Raw genomic sequence first — 14,421 nt, 5'->3', positions numbered from 1 at the left:
GGTTACTAATACTTAATCCATTTTATTAACTCTTTGTAAGTTGGCTTTTTTCCATACATTAAAATACCTACGCGGTAAATTTTTGAAGCAAACCATACTGTTGCTATAAACGTAGCAATTAATATGACTAATGACAAAATTTGTTGCCAAATAGGCACACCAAATGGGATGCGCATGAGCATCACCACAGGCGATGTTAACGGTATAAAAGAAAACACTGTGGAAACCGTACCGTGCGGATCCTCTATCACTGTAAAGAAACCAATATATACTGCCAAAATTAAAGGCATAATAATAGGCATCATAAACTGTTGGGTATCGGTTTCGTTATCAACAGCGGCACCAATGGCAGCATAAAGTGAGCTATAAAATAAATAACCTCCAATAAAAAACAGAATAAAAGCTATAATTAAATTAGTTAAAGGTAGGTGATAAAAAGCATTGGCTATATTTTGAACTTGAGAGTTTACTTCCGGGTTTTCCATGGCCTGTTGCATAGCTTGCTGCTGTGGACTTTGCATTTCAGCCATATCTACGCCAAAAACTAATGAGGCAACCATGGTTAAAATACCTCCAAATATAATCCAGATAACCACTTGGGTGATTCCTGCTAAGGACGTACCTAAAATTTTACCAAGCATAAGCTGCATAGGTTTTACTGAAGATATAATGACTTCGATAATACGACTGGTTTTCTCCTCTATGACACTACGCATAATCATATTGCCATAAATAATAATAAACATGAACAACAAGTAACCTGCAGCGCCACCAAAAATGAGTTTGATAACACTATCTACTTTTGAAGTTTTTTCACCTTCAAAACTTTCTTGAGCGATGGTTATTTTTACTTTTGAATTGTTAATCATCTCAACATCAACCCCATTTTCCTGAAGTTTGATGTTCGTTAGGCGCTTTTCAACTTTATTTTCAATTTCTGAAATTAAACTCAATGAAGGCGCTTCTTCGGAATAAAACGTAATATGTTGTGAGTCTATCGTTTTATTTTCTAACTGATGGATATGTAACAGCCCCGTACCCTCGGTTTCTAAAACCAAAGCTTTTGCATCTTCCAGCGACACCCCTTGAAGAATGTTATAAGTTGTATGCTCGGTATTTTTAAATACATTTTGAACGGTTTCTGATTCGTCTAAAACAGAAATGACACGAACCTTATCATTGTTCAATTGAGTGAGATAAGCCACAAAGGCAATGAGTGCGATAAATATTATCGGACTCAAAAAAGTCATAATAATAAATGATTTATTTCTAACTTTTGTTAAGTATTCGCGTTTTAAAATTAGCGGTAAGTGGTTCATAAAAAATTAGTTATTCTTTACGGTTTGAATAAAAATATCGTTAACACTAGGAATGAGTTCTACAAAATGAGAAACTTCCCCTCTTGAAGTTAAATAGTTAAGTAAGTCGTTTGGTTTATCTTCCTTATCTAATTTAATATTCAATTTTAATTCGTCATCAAGGGTTTTAAATTGAGCTCGTGACACATTGAATTTATCATTCAATTCCAATCTAAGCTTTTCCTTATCTTCCGCTCGTATACCGACTTCGAAGGTATTGCTTTTATAAGCTCTCTTGATATCTACTAATTTACCGTCCAGAATTTTATTGGACTTATTTATTAAGGCGATATCATCGCAAAGCTCTTCCACAGATTCCATACGGTGGGTTGAAAAAATGACCGTTGCACCTTCTTCGCGCAAGCGTAAAATTTCATCCTTAATTAAATTGGCATTTATAGGATCAAAACCTGAAAAAGGTTCATCAAAAATTAATAATTTAGGTTGATGTAAAACGGTAACTACAAATTGAATTTTTTGAGCCATCCCTTTAGAAAGTTCTTGGATTTTTTTGTTCCACCAATCTCCAATTTCTAAACGCTCAAACCAGTAGTTCAGTCGTTTTTTAGCTTCAGCTTTGCTTAAACCTTTAAGCTGTGCTAGGTATAAAGCTTGCTCACCTACTTTCATCGATTTGTATAAACCACGCTCTTCTGGCAAATACCCAATGTCTTTAATATGATGTTGATTAAGTAATTCACCTCCCAAATGCACCGTTCCTTTATCTGGCATGGTTATTTGATTTACGATACGTATTAAGGTGGTTTTACCCGCACCATTTGGCCCTAATAAACCAAAAATACTGCCTTCGGGAACCGAAACAGAAACATCATTTAAGGCTCTAAAGTCTCCAAAATGCTTCGAGACCTTATTAACCTCTAATAAATTACTCATAGATATACTTTTGATGGTAAAGATATTAAATGTATAAAAGTTACCCCGTGCTTTTATAGGATTTATACGCTATTTATCGGACAAACTAAGAATTAGCTTCCATGCAGACTTTGACAACTCTAGCCTTGATTCTGTTATTAGCACACAACTCTTAAATATACCCAAAACACTAAGAAAACTCAAAGGGTATTAAAAACAAAACCCACCCTTAAAAAAAATTAAGGATGGGAAAAAAATTGCTATGAAAAAGAAAAATTACCACCAAATAAAATTTAGTGGTTGCCAAATATAGTTTTTTTTTCCAAACTTTTAACAAAATTATAAGATATCTTACTTTTATTGACAAAAAAAATCCGCCTTTTAAGCGGATTTCTCAATATTTTATATGTTTTATTACGAAAACATATCTTTAACTTTTTCAAAGAAAGACTTATCTGAACTCTCTGGTTTAGGGTCAAAGTGCTCATCATCTTGCATGGCTTCAAAAAATTCTTTTTGCTGTTTATTTAACGTTTTCGGTGTCCATACATTAACATGAACTAACAAGTCGCCTTTACCGTAACCGTTTATACTTGGAATCCCTTTTCCTCTTAAGCGTAAAATCTTTCCAGATTGCGTACCAGCTTCTATTTTAATACGCACTTTACCTGTAACGGTATCTATTTCTTTGGAAGTACCTAACACAGCATCTGGGAAACTCACATACAAATCGTAGTGTAAATTATCGCCTTCCCGCTTTAAACGATCATGTTGTTCTTCTTCAATAACAACAATTAAATCGCCTGAAATACCATTACCTGGTGCTTCATTTCCTTTTCCTGAAACTTTAAGTTGCATGCCATCTACAACACCTGCAGGAATTTTAATAGAAACAGTTTCTTCTGAAACTTTTAAACCTTGTGCATCGGCATCGCTAGGTTTTTTATCGATCGTTTGTCCTGCGCCACCACAATCATTACATGGTGCCGAAGTTTGCATACGACCTAAAATGGTATTTGCAATTCTTGTTACTTGTCCGCTACCTTGACAAGTAGGACAGGTTTTATAGGTTGTACCTGGTGCTTGAACTTTACGTTTTACTTTAACTTTTTTCTCTACACCATTAGCAACTTCTTCTAAAGTTAGCTTCACACGAATACGTAGGTTGCTTCCTTTGGCACGACGTTGACCGCCACCAAATCCACCTCCGAAGCCGCCACCAAAACCGCCGCCTCCGAAAATATCGCCAAACTGACTGAATATGTCATCCATATTCATACCGCCACCGCCGTATCCACCACCGCCATTCTCGAAGGCTTGGTGACCGTATTGGTCGTAACGTGCTTTTTTATTTTCGTCGCTTAAAATTTCGTATGCTTCGGCTGCTTCCTTAAATTTTGCTTCAGCCTCCTTATCATCAGGGTTTTTATCTGGGTGAAATTCAATCGCTTTTTTTCTATAAGCTTTCTTAATTTCAGCGGCAGACGCCCCTTTACTAATTCCTAATATTTCGTAAAAATCTCTTTTAGCCATATTTTATTTTATTGCCCAATAACTACTTTTGGAAAACGGATAATTTTCTCACCTAATAGGTATCCTTTTTCAACTATATCAATAATTTTTCCTTTTAAATCGTCGTTTGGTGCAGGTATTTGTGTAATCGCTTCGTGTGAATCGGCATTAAACACATCGCCTTTTTCAACTTCCATAACTTTTAAGCCTTTTTGACCTAAAGTGTTCACTAATTTCTGATAAATTAACAATACACCTTTTCGCAATTCTTCAGCCTCTTTATCGTCTTCAATATGACTTAAAGCACGCTCAAAATCATCTAAAACAGGTAGTAATGTTTTCATCACACCCTCACTTGCTGTAGAAAACAACTCGATGCGTTCCTTAGAAGTTCTTCGTTTATAATTTTCAAACTCAGCAAATAAACGCAAAAACTTTTCCTTCTCTTGTTTTAATTCAGCCTCAAGCTTTTCTTCCACGGTTTCTTCTACCGCTTGCTCTTCAGCAACTTGCTCTTCTACTTCAACGGTTTCGTTTTGTACACCGTCTACTTGTTCACTTTCTATATCGTTGTTTTTATCTTCTTTACTCATCGTAAATTCACGTTTTGAAATACTAAATTTAAAGTTGGCAAAAGTACTGCCAATATTGTAAAAATGTCATAATGTCATTAAATTATTTTAATTTTTTTTGAAGGTAGGTTTCATTACTTTTGAGACTTAAAACCCAAAAAACATTATATAATGAAGAAGAATTTATCTGCATTTGTTCTATTAATCGCTTTATCGGCGGCATTTACATCATGTAAAGACAAAGCTAAGGAAGCTGAAACAACTCCTGAAGCCGCTATTGAAGAAACCCATAGCAAAACCGAAGGTGTAACATTTAATGTTGATCCCGTAGCCTCTACTATGGAATGGAAAGGTACGAAGCCAACAGGTGAGCACTTTGGAACCATTTCTTTTGCTGAAGGTACTTTAGTGAGCCAACAAGGTCAAATTTCTGGTGGTAACATTGTTATCGACATGAACTCAATTGTTGTGGTTGATATCCCTGCGGAAGACGAAGGTAATGCGAAACTTTTAGGCCACTTAAAAAACGACGATTTCTTCGACGTAGAAAATCATCCAACATCAACTTTTGAAGCGGTTGATTTCGTTGAATCTGAAGGTAAAAAAGAACTTATCGGTAACTTAACCATTAAAGGAATTACTCAGAAAGTTGCTGTTCCTGTAACTGTAAATCAAACTGAAAACGATTTGACCATAACTAGTGAAACTTTTACTATTGATAGAACGAAGTGGGATATTAAATACGCTTCAAAATCTATTTTCGGTGATTTAGGAGATAAATTTATCAGTGATGATATGGAATTTAAGATTGTAGTTAAAGCGACTAAGGCTTAAACAAAAACCTTATAAACCTAAAAAGCTACTCCTTGAAAAAAGAGTAGCTTTTTTATTTTATAACAAATCGGATAAGGCGGGTTCTAAATGGTGAAACTTAAAGTAAAAGCCTTTATCTTCAATCTTTTTGGAACTTACACGCTGACTCTCATACAAGATGGTGTGCATTTTTCCTAAAACTAGTTTCATGACTGCTTTGGGGATATTAGGAAGAAATAATGGTTTTTCCTGAATGGATGCAATGGTTTTAACAAGCTCATTATTTGTGACAGGATTAGGTGAAACAGCATTATAAACACCTTCCAACCTATATTTTAAAACATATAAAAACAATTGAGCCAGGTCGTGAACGTGAACCCAAGACTGCCATTGTTTCCCCGAACCAAAAGCTGCTCCTAATCCGTAATTTACTGGTTTTACCAATTCTTGTAAAGCACCACCTTTATCAGAAAGTACCAAACCAATTCTTATTTTAGAAACCGTTATACCTAAAGTTTTAAAAGCATCGACTTCATGCTCCCAAGCACAAACGACTTTACTTAAAAATGATGTTTTTTTGGTTTTATAATTTTCATCGTAATAGTTGGTAATCGAATCTGGGTAAACCCCTATCGCACTTGCAGATATGACCTGTTTAATGTGATGAGTTTCTCCTTTTAAATTATTCACTAATAATTTAGTGCTTTCGGTTCTACTTTTTAAAATTTCCTTTTTGTAACAAGGAGTCCAACGTTTTGAAATGGGAGCTGCCGCTAGGTGGATAATTGTATCAACATCGGTAAAACAATTGGTGTCAATATCCAATGTTTTGGGATTCCAATAAAAGCCTTTGTAGTTTTCTTCCTTAGAAATTTGAGATTTGCGCGTCGTGAGATAACTCACCTTGATATCCTGCTGGTGACAAAGCTTGACTATCTCCTGACCGATTAAACCTGTAGCTCCTGTAATTAAGACGCGCATCTTCTTTTTTTTACAAAACTACAAAATGGCGATACCTAATGGACTGTATTTATATTAGGTTTAACAATATTGGTTAATAGTTAATAGTTAATTTAAAAATTCCATTTTACGTTTTCGGTGTTATAAGGAGCTTCTTTTCACTTTTCACTTCTAACTTTTAACTTCTAACTTCTAACTTTCAATTTCTCCCCGCGAAGCATTTCTCGTTTTCCAGGAGGGCCAGGCAATTTTGTCACTGTAAAACCAACGGCTTGCATAGCGCGACGCACACTACCTTTGGCAGCATAGGTTACTAAAACACCGCCCTCTTTTAAAGCATTAAACATGATTGAGAATATGGCCTCCGTCCATAGCTCTGGTTGAACACGAGCTCCGAAGGCATCAAAATATATGAGGTCATATAAATTGGAATCTGTAATATTTTTAAAGAACTTTTTTTGTTTCGTTAATGAAAAACCTTCGACAATCTCATGTTTTTCTTCCCAACTTGAATTATGAATGGCTTCAAAAACTCCTGATTTCTCTTCAATATCTAATTCAGAAACGTAATTGAGATGATTAACTTCTTCATCTGAAATAGGATAAGCCTCTACACCACAATATTCAATTTGAACTTGTTTTTTTTTAGCTTCAATTAAAGTGATTAGCGTATTCAAACCCGTACCGAAACCAATCTCTAAAATGGAAATACTTTTACCTTTTATAGAAGTTAACGATTTGTCTAAAACATACTCAAGACCATGTTTTATAAATACATGATAAGCCTCCTGAATAGCACCATGTTTTGAATGATACTGCTCGTTCCATTCTGGAATATGAATGGTTGAGGAGCCATCGGAAGTAATAATAATTTCTCGTTTCAAATTAAGATTTTCTAGTAAAAAGTCGGTTTTTAGTCATTTGGCCTCAAAAAAATTAATTGAAACCATGATTTGTTGTAAATATAGCATTTTTTAAGAACGAATTTGTTTAAATTTGTGTCATAAAAATACGAGACTATGAGTGCTATAATCAACGATATTGAGATTATAAAATCCGAAACTACAAAAATAAATGATGTAGATTTTAACAATTTAAAATTCGGACATGTTTTTTCTGATCACATGCTTGAATGTGACTATAAAGATGGAAAATGGCAAGCACCTAAAGTAGTTCCTTATCAAGGTATTACTTTAGATCCTTCTGCTAAAATTTTCCATTACGGACAATCCGTTTTTGAAGGTATGAAAGCCTACAAAGACGCCGATAAAAAAGTCTGGTTATTTAGACCACTAGATAACTTTAAGCGTATCAATATCTCTTCAAAACGTTTGGCGATTCCTGAGCTTCCTGAAAACTATTTTATGAATGGTTTAAAAGCTTTATTGGAAGTTGATAAAGATTGGATTCCTTCCAACGAAGGAAGTTCCTTATATATTAGACCTTTTGTTTTCGCTTCAGGTAATGGCTTCCACGCGTCTCCTGCCGATGAGTATAAATTTATTATTTGTACAGCGCCTTCAGGATCTTATTTTTCTGGTGATGTTAAGGTTTTAATTGAAGAAAAATATTCGCGTTCTGCTAATGGTGGTGTTGGTTTTGCTAAAGCTGGTGGTAATTATGCCGGACAGTTTTATCCTACCCAATTGGCTATAGAAAAAGGCTATCAGCAAGTTATTTGGACAGACGATAATACACACGAGTATATTGAAGAAGCTGGAGCGATGAACATTTTTGTTCGTATTAATGATACTTTAATTACAGGTCCTACTAGCGATAGAATTCTAGACGGTATTACACGTAAAAGTATTATTGAGTTAGCGGAATCTGAAAACATTCCTGTTGAAGTTAGAAAACTTACCGTTGCTGAAGTGGTTGAGGCTGCTAAAAATGGTTCGCTTAAGGAAATGTTTGGAGCAGGAACCGCTGCAGTAATTTCACCTATTTCTGGATTTGGCTATAAAGGTGACGATTATGAAATAGCAAAAATCGACGACACCTACGCTAGCTTTTTGAAAAAGCGTATCACAGACATACAAACCAATAAAGCTGAAGATCCTTTTGGATGGCGTTATGAGGTTAAGTAATAACAAAAAAATGGTCTAGAAATAGACCATTTTTTTTGTGTTAAAATTAAATACATTATTGTTCTAAAATAGATTTAATATTAGGTTTAAAATAATTAGGGCCTTTTAGAACTTTACCATCTTCTCGATAAATAGGCTCTCCTCCTTCTCCTAATTTACTCATATTACTTCGTTGAATTTCATCAAAAACCTCTTCTATTTTATGCTGCATACCATGTTCAATAATGGTTCCGCATAAAATATAAAGCATATCACCTAGCGCATCGGCAACCTCAACAAGATCGTTGTTTTGTGCAGCTTCTAAGTATTCTTCATTTTCTTCCTTCATTAAATTAAATCTTAGCAGGTTTTTAGCCTGACCTAAATCTGCTTTTGGCGACTCTAGATGTCCGATTTTAAAGGCCGTATGAAATGCCTTTACTGCTTCTATTTTATTTTTCATAATGTGATTATATATTGGGGTTTTAAATGCTTGTTATTCCTTAAATTTGCATAAAAATATTATATGTTCAGTAAAGGCCAAATCATTTTCGGTGTTTTATTTTTTATAGTTTTCGCAATAATTATTGCCTATACCTACAGAAAAGACTTGAAATTACACAAGCGGTTTTACGCAGGGAGCTATTGGATGCTTATTGCGTTTATTGCCTTTATCGCTTTAATTTCAGCTATTAAATTCTTTTTTAAATAGCAGTAGACCCCAAGCAAAACCGAGATATTCATAAAAAAAGGACGTATTTACAAAAAAATTAATACTTTAGACGCAACCTTTTTAAAGAATAACCATCTATCATTTAGAATACCAACCTAAACATAAAAAGATGACCATTATTTTAATTTTAAGTGCGCTTATTGTTGTTAATATCATTTTACTCATATTTAGTGTAAATAAAAAAACAGAACCTTAAATAGGGTTCTGTTTTTTTATTTACTTATGTATTAACTTCTAGTTTACTTCTGGAAGGAAACTGAAATTTTTACTGTAGTTTAACATCTGACCATCAAAAGTTTCTGGTTGAGTCACTTTTATTGCTGTGATATCTCCATTAGCATCTGTTTCTGCTACTAATACTGGATTTACAAATCCGCTATAAGGTGCCGATGTAAACTGTTTGTTACGCTCTAGAACTTCAGCATGAATTTCTTGATCTACTTTTACACCATAACCTTCAACTAAAGCTTTGCAAGCAGCAAAATCACCTTCAGATTTAATTCTTTGTGTTTCTCTTAATAATTGTCCGAATAAGTCATGTAATTTCTCGTAATCATTAATATTGAAATACGTTTTTCCGTCTCTTGTAATTTTTTCAATAACGTTATCAGCTTTACCTTTTTCAAAAACCCAAGCCGAAACCCATTGTCTGTTTCTCATATGAGCTTCTTCAACATCGTCACCTAAATTTAAGCGAATAAGCTGCGTCATTAAACCATTTCTAATATAACCATCGTAAGCTGCTTTTCCAACAGACTTCCAATCGTCAACCAACCCTAATTCTTGAAGTTTGGGATCATATAAATAATAAAGTCCTACTAAATCAGCACGCCCTTCTTCTAAAGTAGATGCATAATTTTTTAGCGTTTCTTTCGTTTCACCAACACCAGGATTTAATTGTCCTGAAGCGTGTCCAATAACCTCGTGTAAAGCCGTATGTAATTTATCAGCTAATTGTCCGTATTTCTCTTCTAATTCCAGTTCTTCTTGATCGTTTACAAACTCTTTTAAACGCTCTGAACCACCTGCATTATTATAGGCATTAATAATATTTCCTAAGGACACTGACTTACTACCTACAGCCGCACGAATCCAGTTTGCATTAGGTAAATTTACTCCAATTGGCGTACTAGGAGAAGCATCTCCAGCCTCACCAGCTACACTTACCACCTTATATGAAACACCAACGACATTTTTCTTTTTATGTGCATCCATTAATGTAGAATGATCTTCAAACCATTGTGCGTTATCCGATAAGACTTTCATTTTTTTAGACATATCGAAATCATTAATTTGAATGATACTTTCGTATGAGCCTCTATATCCTAAAGGATCGTTATACACTTCAATGAAGCTATTTATATAATCGATATTTCCTTCGGTAGCTCCTGTCCATGCCACGTTATAATCGTCCCATGTTTGTAAATCTCCGGTTTTGTAATACTCAATTAACAAACCAAGTGCATCACCTTGAGCCTTATTTTCGGCTACACCTTGCGCTAATTCTAACCATTTAATGATTTCATCGATAGCTTCACCATACAATCCACCAGACTTATACACACGCTCTTTTAACACCCCATCTTCTTTAACCAGTTGCGAGTTTAATCCGAAAGACAATGGTTTTTCAGGGTTTGGAGACACCTTAGTTTTATAGAAACTTTCAACATCTACATTAGTTACATTAGGACCGTAAAAGTTAACTGCAGAAAGCGCCACATTGTCAACACCTTTAGCTTGGTTTACTTTCTTGGCATCCTTATCGTTAAACAAAACAGCAAAAGCTTCACCTTCTAAAGTTGTTTGGGTAGCCTCAAGTAAAGTTTTTAAATATTCAGGAGAGAAACCTGGCTTCAATTTATCGTTTGAATAATGATGATGAATACCATTACTAAACCAAACACGCTTTAAATAGGCCTCGAAAGCATTCCAGTTCTCATTAGTTTTATCGCCTTCAAAAGTCGTATATATTTTTTCTAAAGCTTTTCTAATGGTTAAATTATAGCGGTAATTTTGATCCCACATAATATCACGTCCAGATAAACCAGCTTGCGTTAAATAGTACACAAGTTTTTGCTCCTTAAGGGATAAATTTTCCCAACCTGGAATTTGATAACGCAGAATTTTTATATCTGCAAATTGCTCGACATTGTAATCAAATTTAACAACCTCTTTTTCGGCCATTTTATGATTAACGGTTTCAGACTTCTCATTGCCACAAGCCCATAAAAGCGAACTTACTAAAGCTATGCTCAAAATTGTTTTTAGTTGCATATTATTAAATATAGTTAGAGATTAAAATCATTTTTAAAGAAACAACAGTATATTAAAATCCTTTTAGAGTTTTCACCCCTAAAAGACTAATCAATTTCACGCGAAAATAAGAATTTATAAAGTAAAAAATTAAAATCAGTATCTTTGATTTATAATTTTTATTGAAAACCACCACCAAATGAAAGCACTTAAATACATTCTTCTATTATTATTAATTATTTTTATTGGGACCGCTATGTATATTGCTGTGCAGCCTAATGAGTTTAGTTTTAGTAGAAGTAGAACGATTAAAGCCCCTGCTTCTCTACTCTATAATAAAGTAAACGATTATAAACATTGGCCAGAGTTTTCGCCTTGGATAGAACACGAACCTGATGCTACGCTTACTTACGAGGATAAAACTGCTGGTGTTGATGCCGGATATTCTTGGTCTGGAGAGGTTTTAGGTGAAGGAAAAATGAAAACACTTTCGGTTGATAAAAATAAAGCCATTTCACAAAAAATAACTTTCGTTAAACCTTTTAAATCTCAATCTGATATTAATTGGACATTTGAAAATACAGCAGAAGGCACGAATGTAACTTGGGCTATGAAAGGCGAACAGGATTTTATGACGAAAATGTATACAACCTTTGCTGGTTCTATTGAAGAAAACACGTCTCCGGATTTCGAACGTGGACTTTTCAAATTAGATAGTATTGTTACAGCCGATATGCAAAAATATAGCGTTACCGTAAATGGTATTACAGAACATGGTGGCGGTTTCTACATCTACAATACAACCTCATGTAAGATTTCTGAAATATCAAGAAAAATGCAAGACATGATGCCTAAAGTTAGTGCATTTGCTAAGCAACACCACATCAAAATGGCTGGTGCACCTTTTGTTCATTATCTTAAATGGGATGTTGCAAATAACGCCGCTATCTTTTCTTGTTGTATTCCAACTACGGAAAGAGTTATTACCACAGAAGACAATATTCTAACAGGTCAAATGGAGCCGTTCGAAGCTGTTAAAACGACATTAAAAGGTAACTACAATAACTTAAAAGAAGCTTGGGACACAGCTATGAAATACATTCCTAACAACGGTTTAGAATTTGCTGAAAGCGGCCCAATGCTTGAAACATACATCACCGATCCAAGCTCTACAGAAAACCCTGCTGAGTGGATTACAGAAATCTACATCGCTGTTAAGTAAATTATGAAAAACCTCTTACTTGTTTTTATTGGTGGTGGTTTAGGAAGTGTTCTCAGGTTTCTAATTGGTAAATACCTAAATAATTTAGATACAAGTATTCCGTACGGCACATTCGCAGCCAATGTTATGGGAAGCTTATTAATCGGATTCTTTTTAGGCCTAGCAGCAAAAAATAACGCTTTCACTCAACAACACTCGCTACTATTAGCGACTGGGTTCTGTGGCGGATTTACAACTTTTTCAACTTTTGCACATGAAAATCATGTCTTTTTAAAATCAGGAGACTTTTTAACTTTCGCAATTTACACGTCTATGAGTTTTATAGTAGGTTTATGCGCCGTTTTTCTTGGAATCTTTTTAGCAAAAAGTTTTTAATCCTTTTTAAAAGCTTTAACTCCCGCTTCGACTCTGGTTTTTAGATAATTTTCTCTTGGAACAATCGGACAAGAATAAGCCTCATTATAGGCGCAATATGGATTATAAGCTTTATTGAAATCTATTATTAAGGAATCATTTTTAGGAATTCTAACATCGATATAACGCCCCCCTCCATAAGTTTCAAAACCATTAGTTTCATCTAAAAAAGGTAAAAACAAATAATCCTCAAATCCTTCTTGAGTCATAAGTTCCTTCCCTTGATATACCTTTAATTTAAATGGTTCTCCTTTTAATTGAAAAGATAAAACCCCATAAACACGCTCTTCCGAAAGGCGATCTGTAGTCGTTTTCATTTTAAACCATTTAGTATCTGGGGTGCGCTCTAATTTAGCGTGAACCATATATGTAGAATCGTGCTTAAAAAAATCAAGTCCTTCAAAAACTTTAAGATCACTTGGTTTTAACGGTGATTTGGATGCATCCTTGAAATCGGCATTTTGTTGCCTTTGATAAGGTGTCTCACCTTTAATAGGGCGCATCTTCTGAGTGCAACTTGTTAATAAGACGAAAACCAGAACGAAAACCATTTTCATTTTCTTCATGGGGCTATAATATTTCTAAATTTTATCCTTTCAAAAATACAATTTACAAATGTTTTAAATAGTTTTGATACTTTAAAAGCATTGAAAAAAGGGTTATTTTGAAAGAAAATCAATTTGATATTATTATTGTTGGTGGTGGTCCCATAGGGATTGCTTGTGCATTGGAATGCAAAAAAAGAGGTTGGAATTATGTTATTATTGAAAAAGGTACTTTAACCAATTCGTTGTTTAATTACCCTAAAAACATGACATTTTTTTCAACCTCCGAAAAACTTGAAATTGATGAGATTCCGTTTATAAGTAATAATCCAAAACCAAATAGAGATGAAGCATTAGAGTACTACAGACGTGTAACTACCTCAAATCAATTAAACATACATTTGTTTGAAACGGTCCTTGGCATTGAAAAAACAACGGCTGGAGGTTTCATTATAAAAACAGATAAATCTACGTATTCCTCTAAATACACCATCGTTAGTACGGGGTTTTATGACATTCCAAAAATGCTTGATGTTCCTGGGGAAAATCTTAATAAGGTTACGCATTATTATAAAGAAGCACACCAATATGCACTTCAAGATGTCCTTGTTGTAGGTGCGAGCAATTCCGCTGTGGATGCTGCTTTAGAAATTTGGCGTAAAGGTGGACGAGTAACCATGGTTGTTCGCGGAGAAAGCATTGGGGAGCGTGTGAAATATTGGGTGCGCCCAGATATAATTAACAGAATTGAAGAAGGCAGTATTAAAGCCTATTTCAATGCTAATATCAAAGAAATAAAAGACCGTGAAGTGGTAATCGCTACTAAAAACGGAGAAGAAACCATTCCTAATGATTTTGTAATCGCATTAACAGGATACCTCCCTAATTTTAAGCTATTAGAAAGTAGTGGTGTAAAGCTTTCAAAAGACGAAAAAAACATACCTTATTATGATTCTGAAACCATGGTTTCAAACGTTGAAGGCCTCTATTTAGCTGGCGTAGTTTGTGGAGGAAATGAAACCCATAAATGGTTTATAGAAAATTCTAGAATACACGCCAAACGCATCGCAGAACATCTTGAGACCCAATCTTTATAAGCT

Annotated in this window: 14 protein-coding genes; 5 read left to right on the top strand and 9 right to left on the bottom strand. The window is 34.5% G+C overall.

Features of this window, described 5'->3' with window-relative positions; genetic code table 11:
- Positions 1-5: 5 nt before the first annotated feature.
- From A6I66_RS04340 to A6I66_RS04325, 4 genes are all read right to left on the bottom strand, one after another.
- Positions 6-1,319, bottom strand: coding sequence for an ABC transporter permease (locus A6I66_RS04340; protein WP_067145992.1), 1,314 nt, complete (start codon positions 1,317-1,319; stop codon positions 6-8).
- Positions 1,320-1,325: 6 nt separating this feature from the next.
- Entirely contained in the window at positions 1,326-2,252 is a 927-nt protein-coding gene (locus tag A6I66_RS04335) for an ABC transporter ATP-binding protein (RefSeq protein ID WP_067145990.1), read from the bottom strand.
- A 393-nt stretch (positions 2,253-2,645) separates the two neighbouring features.
- Entirely contained in the window at positions 2,646-3,764 is a 1,119-nt protein-coding gene (dnaJ, locus tag A6I66_RS04330; protein ID WP_067145988.1) for a molecular chaperone DnaJ, read from the bottom strand.
- 8 nt (positions 3,765-3,772) lie between these two features.
- Positions 3,773-4,336 (bottom strand): nucleotide exchange factor GrpE, encoded by a 564-nt coding sequence (locus tag A6I66_RS04325; RefSeq protein ID WP_067145985.1) that lies wholly within the window; start codon positions 4,334-4,336, stop codon positions 3,773-3,775.
- Positions 4,337-4,486: 150 nt separating this feature from the next.
- Here A6I66_RS04325 and A6I66_RS04320 point away from each other — a divergent pair, with 150 nt between their 5' ends.
- Complete coding sequence (locus A6I66_RS04320) at positions 4,487-5,149, top strand: YceI family protein (protein ID WP_067145983.1); 663 nt, start codon at positions 4,487-4,489, stop codon at positions 5,147-5,149.
- A gap of 57 nt (positions 5,150-5,206) precedes the next feature.
- On the opposite strand, the gene A6I66_RS04315 is transcribed toward A6I66_RS04320, so the two are convergent.
- Both A6I66_RS04315 and mnmD read right to left on the bottom strand, forming a co-directional pair.
- Positions 5,207-6,109 carry a TIGR01777 family oxidoreductase gene (locus A6I66_RS04315; RefSeq protein ID WP_067145981.1) on the bottom strand — a complete coding sequence of 301 codons (903 nt, stop codon included), beginning with the start codon at positions 6,107-6,109 and terminating at the stop codon, positions 5,207-5,209.
- A gap of 164 nt (positions 6,110-6,273) precedes the next feature.
- The gene (gene mnmD, locus A6I66_RS04310) at positions 6,274-6,972 is read right to left on the bottom strand and encodes a tRNA (5-methylaminomethyl-2-thiouridine)(34)-methyltransferase MnmD (RefSeq protein ID WP_067145979.1); all 699 of its coding nucleotides are present in this window, start codon (positions 6,970-6,972) and stop codon (positions 6,274-6,276) included.
- Between the two features lie 135 nt (positions 6,973-7,107).
- Here mnmD and A6I66_RS04305 point away from each other — a divergent pair, with 135 nt between their 5' ends.
- Positions 7,108-8,175 (top strand): branched-chain amino acid aminotransferase, encoded by a 1,068-nt coding sequence (locus A6I66_RS04305; RefSeq protein WP_067145977.1) that lies wholly within the window; start codon positions 7,108-7,110, stop codon positions 8,173-8,175.
- 55 nt (positions 8,176-8,230) lie between these two features.
- Here the strand turns inward: A6I66_RS04305 and A6I66_RS04300 are convergent, their stop codons facing one another.
- A complete protein-coding gene (locus A6I66_RS04300; RefSeq protein ID WP_067145974.1) occupies positions 8,231-8,617 on the bottom strand; it encodes a pyrophosphohydrolase domain-containing protein in 387 nt (128 codons plus the stop codon).
- A gap of 504 nt (positions 8,618-9,121) precedes the next feature.
- Positions 9,122-11,161 carry a dipeptidyl-peptidase 3 family protein gene (locus A6I66_RS04290; protein WP_067145970.1) on the bottom strand — a complete coding sequence of 680 codons (2,040 nt, stop codon included), beginning with the start codon at positions 11,159-11,161 and terminating at the stop codon, positions 9,122-9,124.
- Positions 11,162-11,339: 178 nt separating this feature from the next.
- On the opposite strand from A6I66_RS04290, the gene A6I66_RS04285 reads away from it, so the two are divergent.
- Both A6I66_RS04285 and crcB read left to right on the top strand, forming a co-directional pair.
- Positions 11,340-12,362, top strand: a complete 1,023-nt coding sequence (locus tag A6I66_RS04285; protein ID WP_067145967.1) for an SRPBCC family protein — start codon at positions 11,340-11,342, stop codon at positions 12,360-12,362.
- 3 nt (positions 12,363-12,365) lie between these two features.
- A complete protein-coding gene (crcB, locus tag A6I66_RS04280) occupies positions 12,366-12,737 on the top strand; it encodes a fluoride efflux transporter CrcB (protein WP_067145965.1) in 372 nt (123 codons plus the stop codon).
- On the opposite strand, the gene A6I66_RS04275 is transcribed toward crcB, so the two are convergent.
- Positions 12,734-13,342 carry a DUF1684 domain-containing protein gene (locus tag A6I66_RS04275; RefSeq protein ID WP_067145963.1) on the bottom strand — a complete coding sequence of 203 codons (609 nt, stop codon included), beginning with the start codon at positions 13,340-13,342 and terminating at the stop codon, positions 12,734-12,736. The genes crcB and A6I66_RS04275 overlap by 4 nt on opposite strands.
- Before the next feature lie 98 nt (positions 13,343-13,440).
- On the opposite strand from A6I66_RS04275, the gene A6I66_RS04270 reads away from it, so the two are divergent.
- The gene (locus tag A6I66_RS04270; RefSeq protein WP_067145961.1) at positions 13,441-14,418 is read left to right on the top strand and encodes a YpdA family putative bacillithiol disulfide reductase; all 978 of its coding nucleotides are present in this window, start codon (positions 13,441-13,443) and stop codon (positions 14,416-14,418) included.
- Positions 14,419-14,421 lie beyond the last annotated feature (3 nt).

The sequence above is a fragment of the Pseudotamlana agarivorans genome, from assembly GCF_001642835.1.
GTDB classification, from domain to species: domain Bacteria; phylum Bacteroidota; class Bacteroidia; order Flavobacteriales; family Flavobacteriaceae; genus Pseudotamlana; species Pseudotamlana agarivorans.
The sequence above is the reverse complement of the archived record's forward strand: the minus strand, read 5'-3'. Positions and strand labels throughout refer to the sequence as shown.

What these genes read in the sequence shown, in the direction of transcription:
- A6I66_RS04335 (WP_067145990.1), bottom strand. Translation starts at nt 2,252, where the DNA reads ATGAGTAATTTATTAGAGGTTAATAAGGTCTCGAAGCATTTTGGAGAC.
- A6I66_RS04285 (WP_067145967.1), top strand. Translation starts at nt 11,340, where the DNA reads ATGAAAGCACTTAAATACATTCTTCTATTATTATTAATTATTTTTATT.
- crcB (WP_067145965.1), top strand. Translation starts at nt 12,366, where the DNA reads ATGAAAAACCTCTTACTTGTTTTTATTGGTGGTGGTTTAGGAAGTGTT.
- A6I66_RS04290 (WP_067145970.1), bottom strand. Translation starts at nt 11,161, where the DNA reads ATGCAACTAAAAACAATTTTGAGCATAGCTTTAGTAAGTTCGCTTTTA.
- A6I66_RS04320 (WP_067145983.1), top strand. Translation starts at nt 4,487, where the DNA reads ATGAAGAAGAATTTATCTGCATTTGTTCTATTAATCGCTTTATCGGCG.
- A6I66_RS04300 (WP_067145974.1), bottom strand. Translation starts at nt 8,617, where the DNA reads ATGAAAAATAAAATAGAAGCAGTAAAGGCATTTCATACGGCCTTTAAA.
- A6I66_RS04340 (WP_067145992.1), bottom strand. Translation starts at nt 1,319, where the DNA reads ATGAACCACTTACCGCTAATTTTAAAACGCGAATACTTAACAAAAGTT.
- A6I66_RS04305 (WP_067145977.1), top strand. Translation starts at nt 7,108, where the DNA reads ATGAGTGCTATAATCAACGATATTGAGATTATAAAATCCGAAACTACA.
- dnaJ (WP_067145988.1), bottom strand. Translation starts at nt 3,764, where the DNA reads ATGGCTAAAAGAGATTTTTACGAAATATTAGGAATTAGTAAAGGGGCG.
- A6I66_RS04325 (WP_067145985.1), bottom strand. Translation starts at nt 4,336, where the DNA reads ATGAGTAAAGAAGATAAAAACAACGATATAGAAAGTGAACAAGTAGAC.
- A6I66_RS04315 (WP_067145981.1), bottom strand. Translation starts at nt 6,109, where the DNA reads ATGCGCGTCTTAATTACAGGAGCTACAGGTTTAATCGGTCAGGAGATA.
- A6I66_RS04275 (WP_067145963.1), bottom strand. Translation starts at nt 13,342, where the DNA reads ATGAAGAAAATGAAAATGGTTTTCGTTCTGGTTTTCGTCTTATTAACA.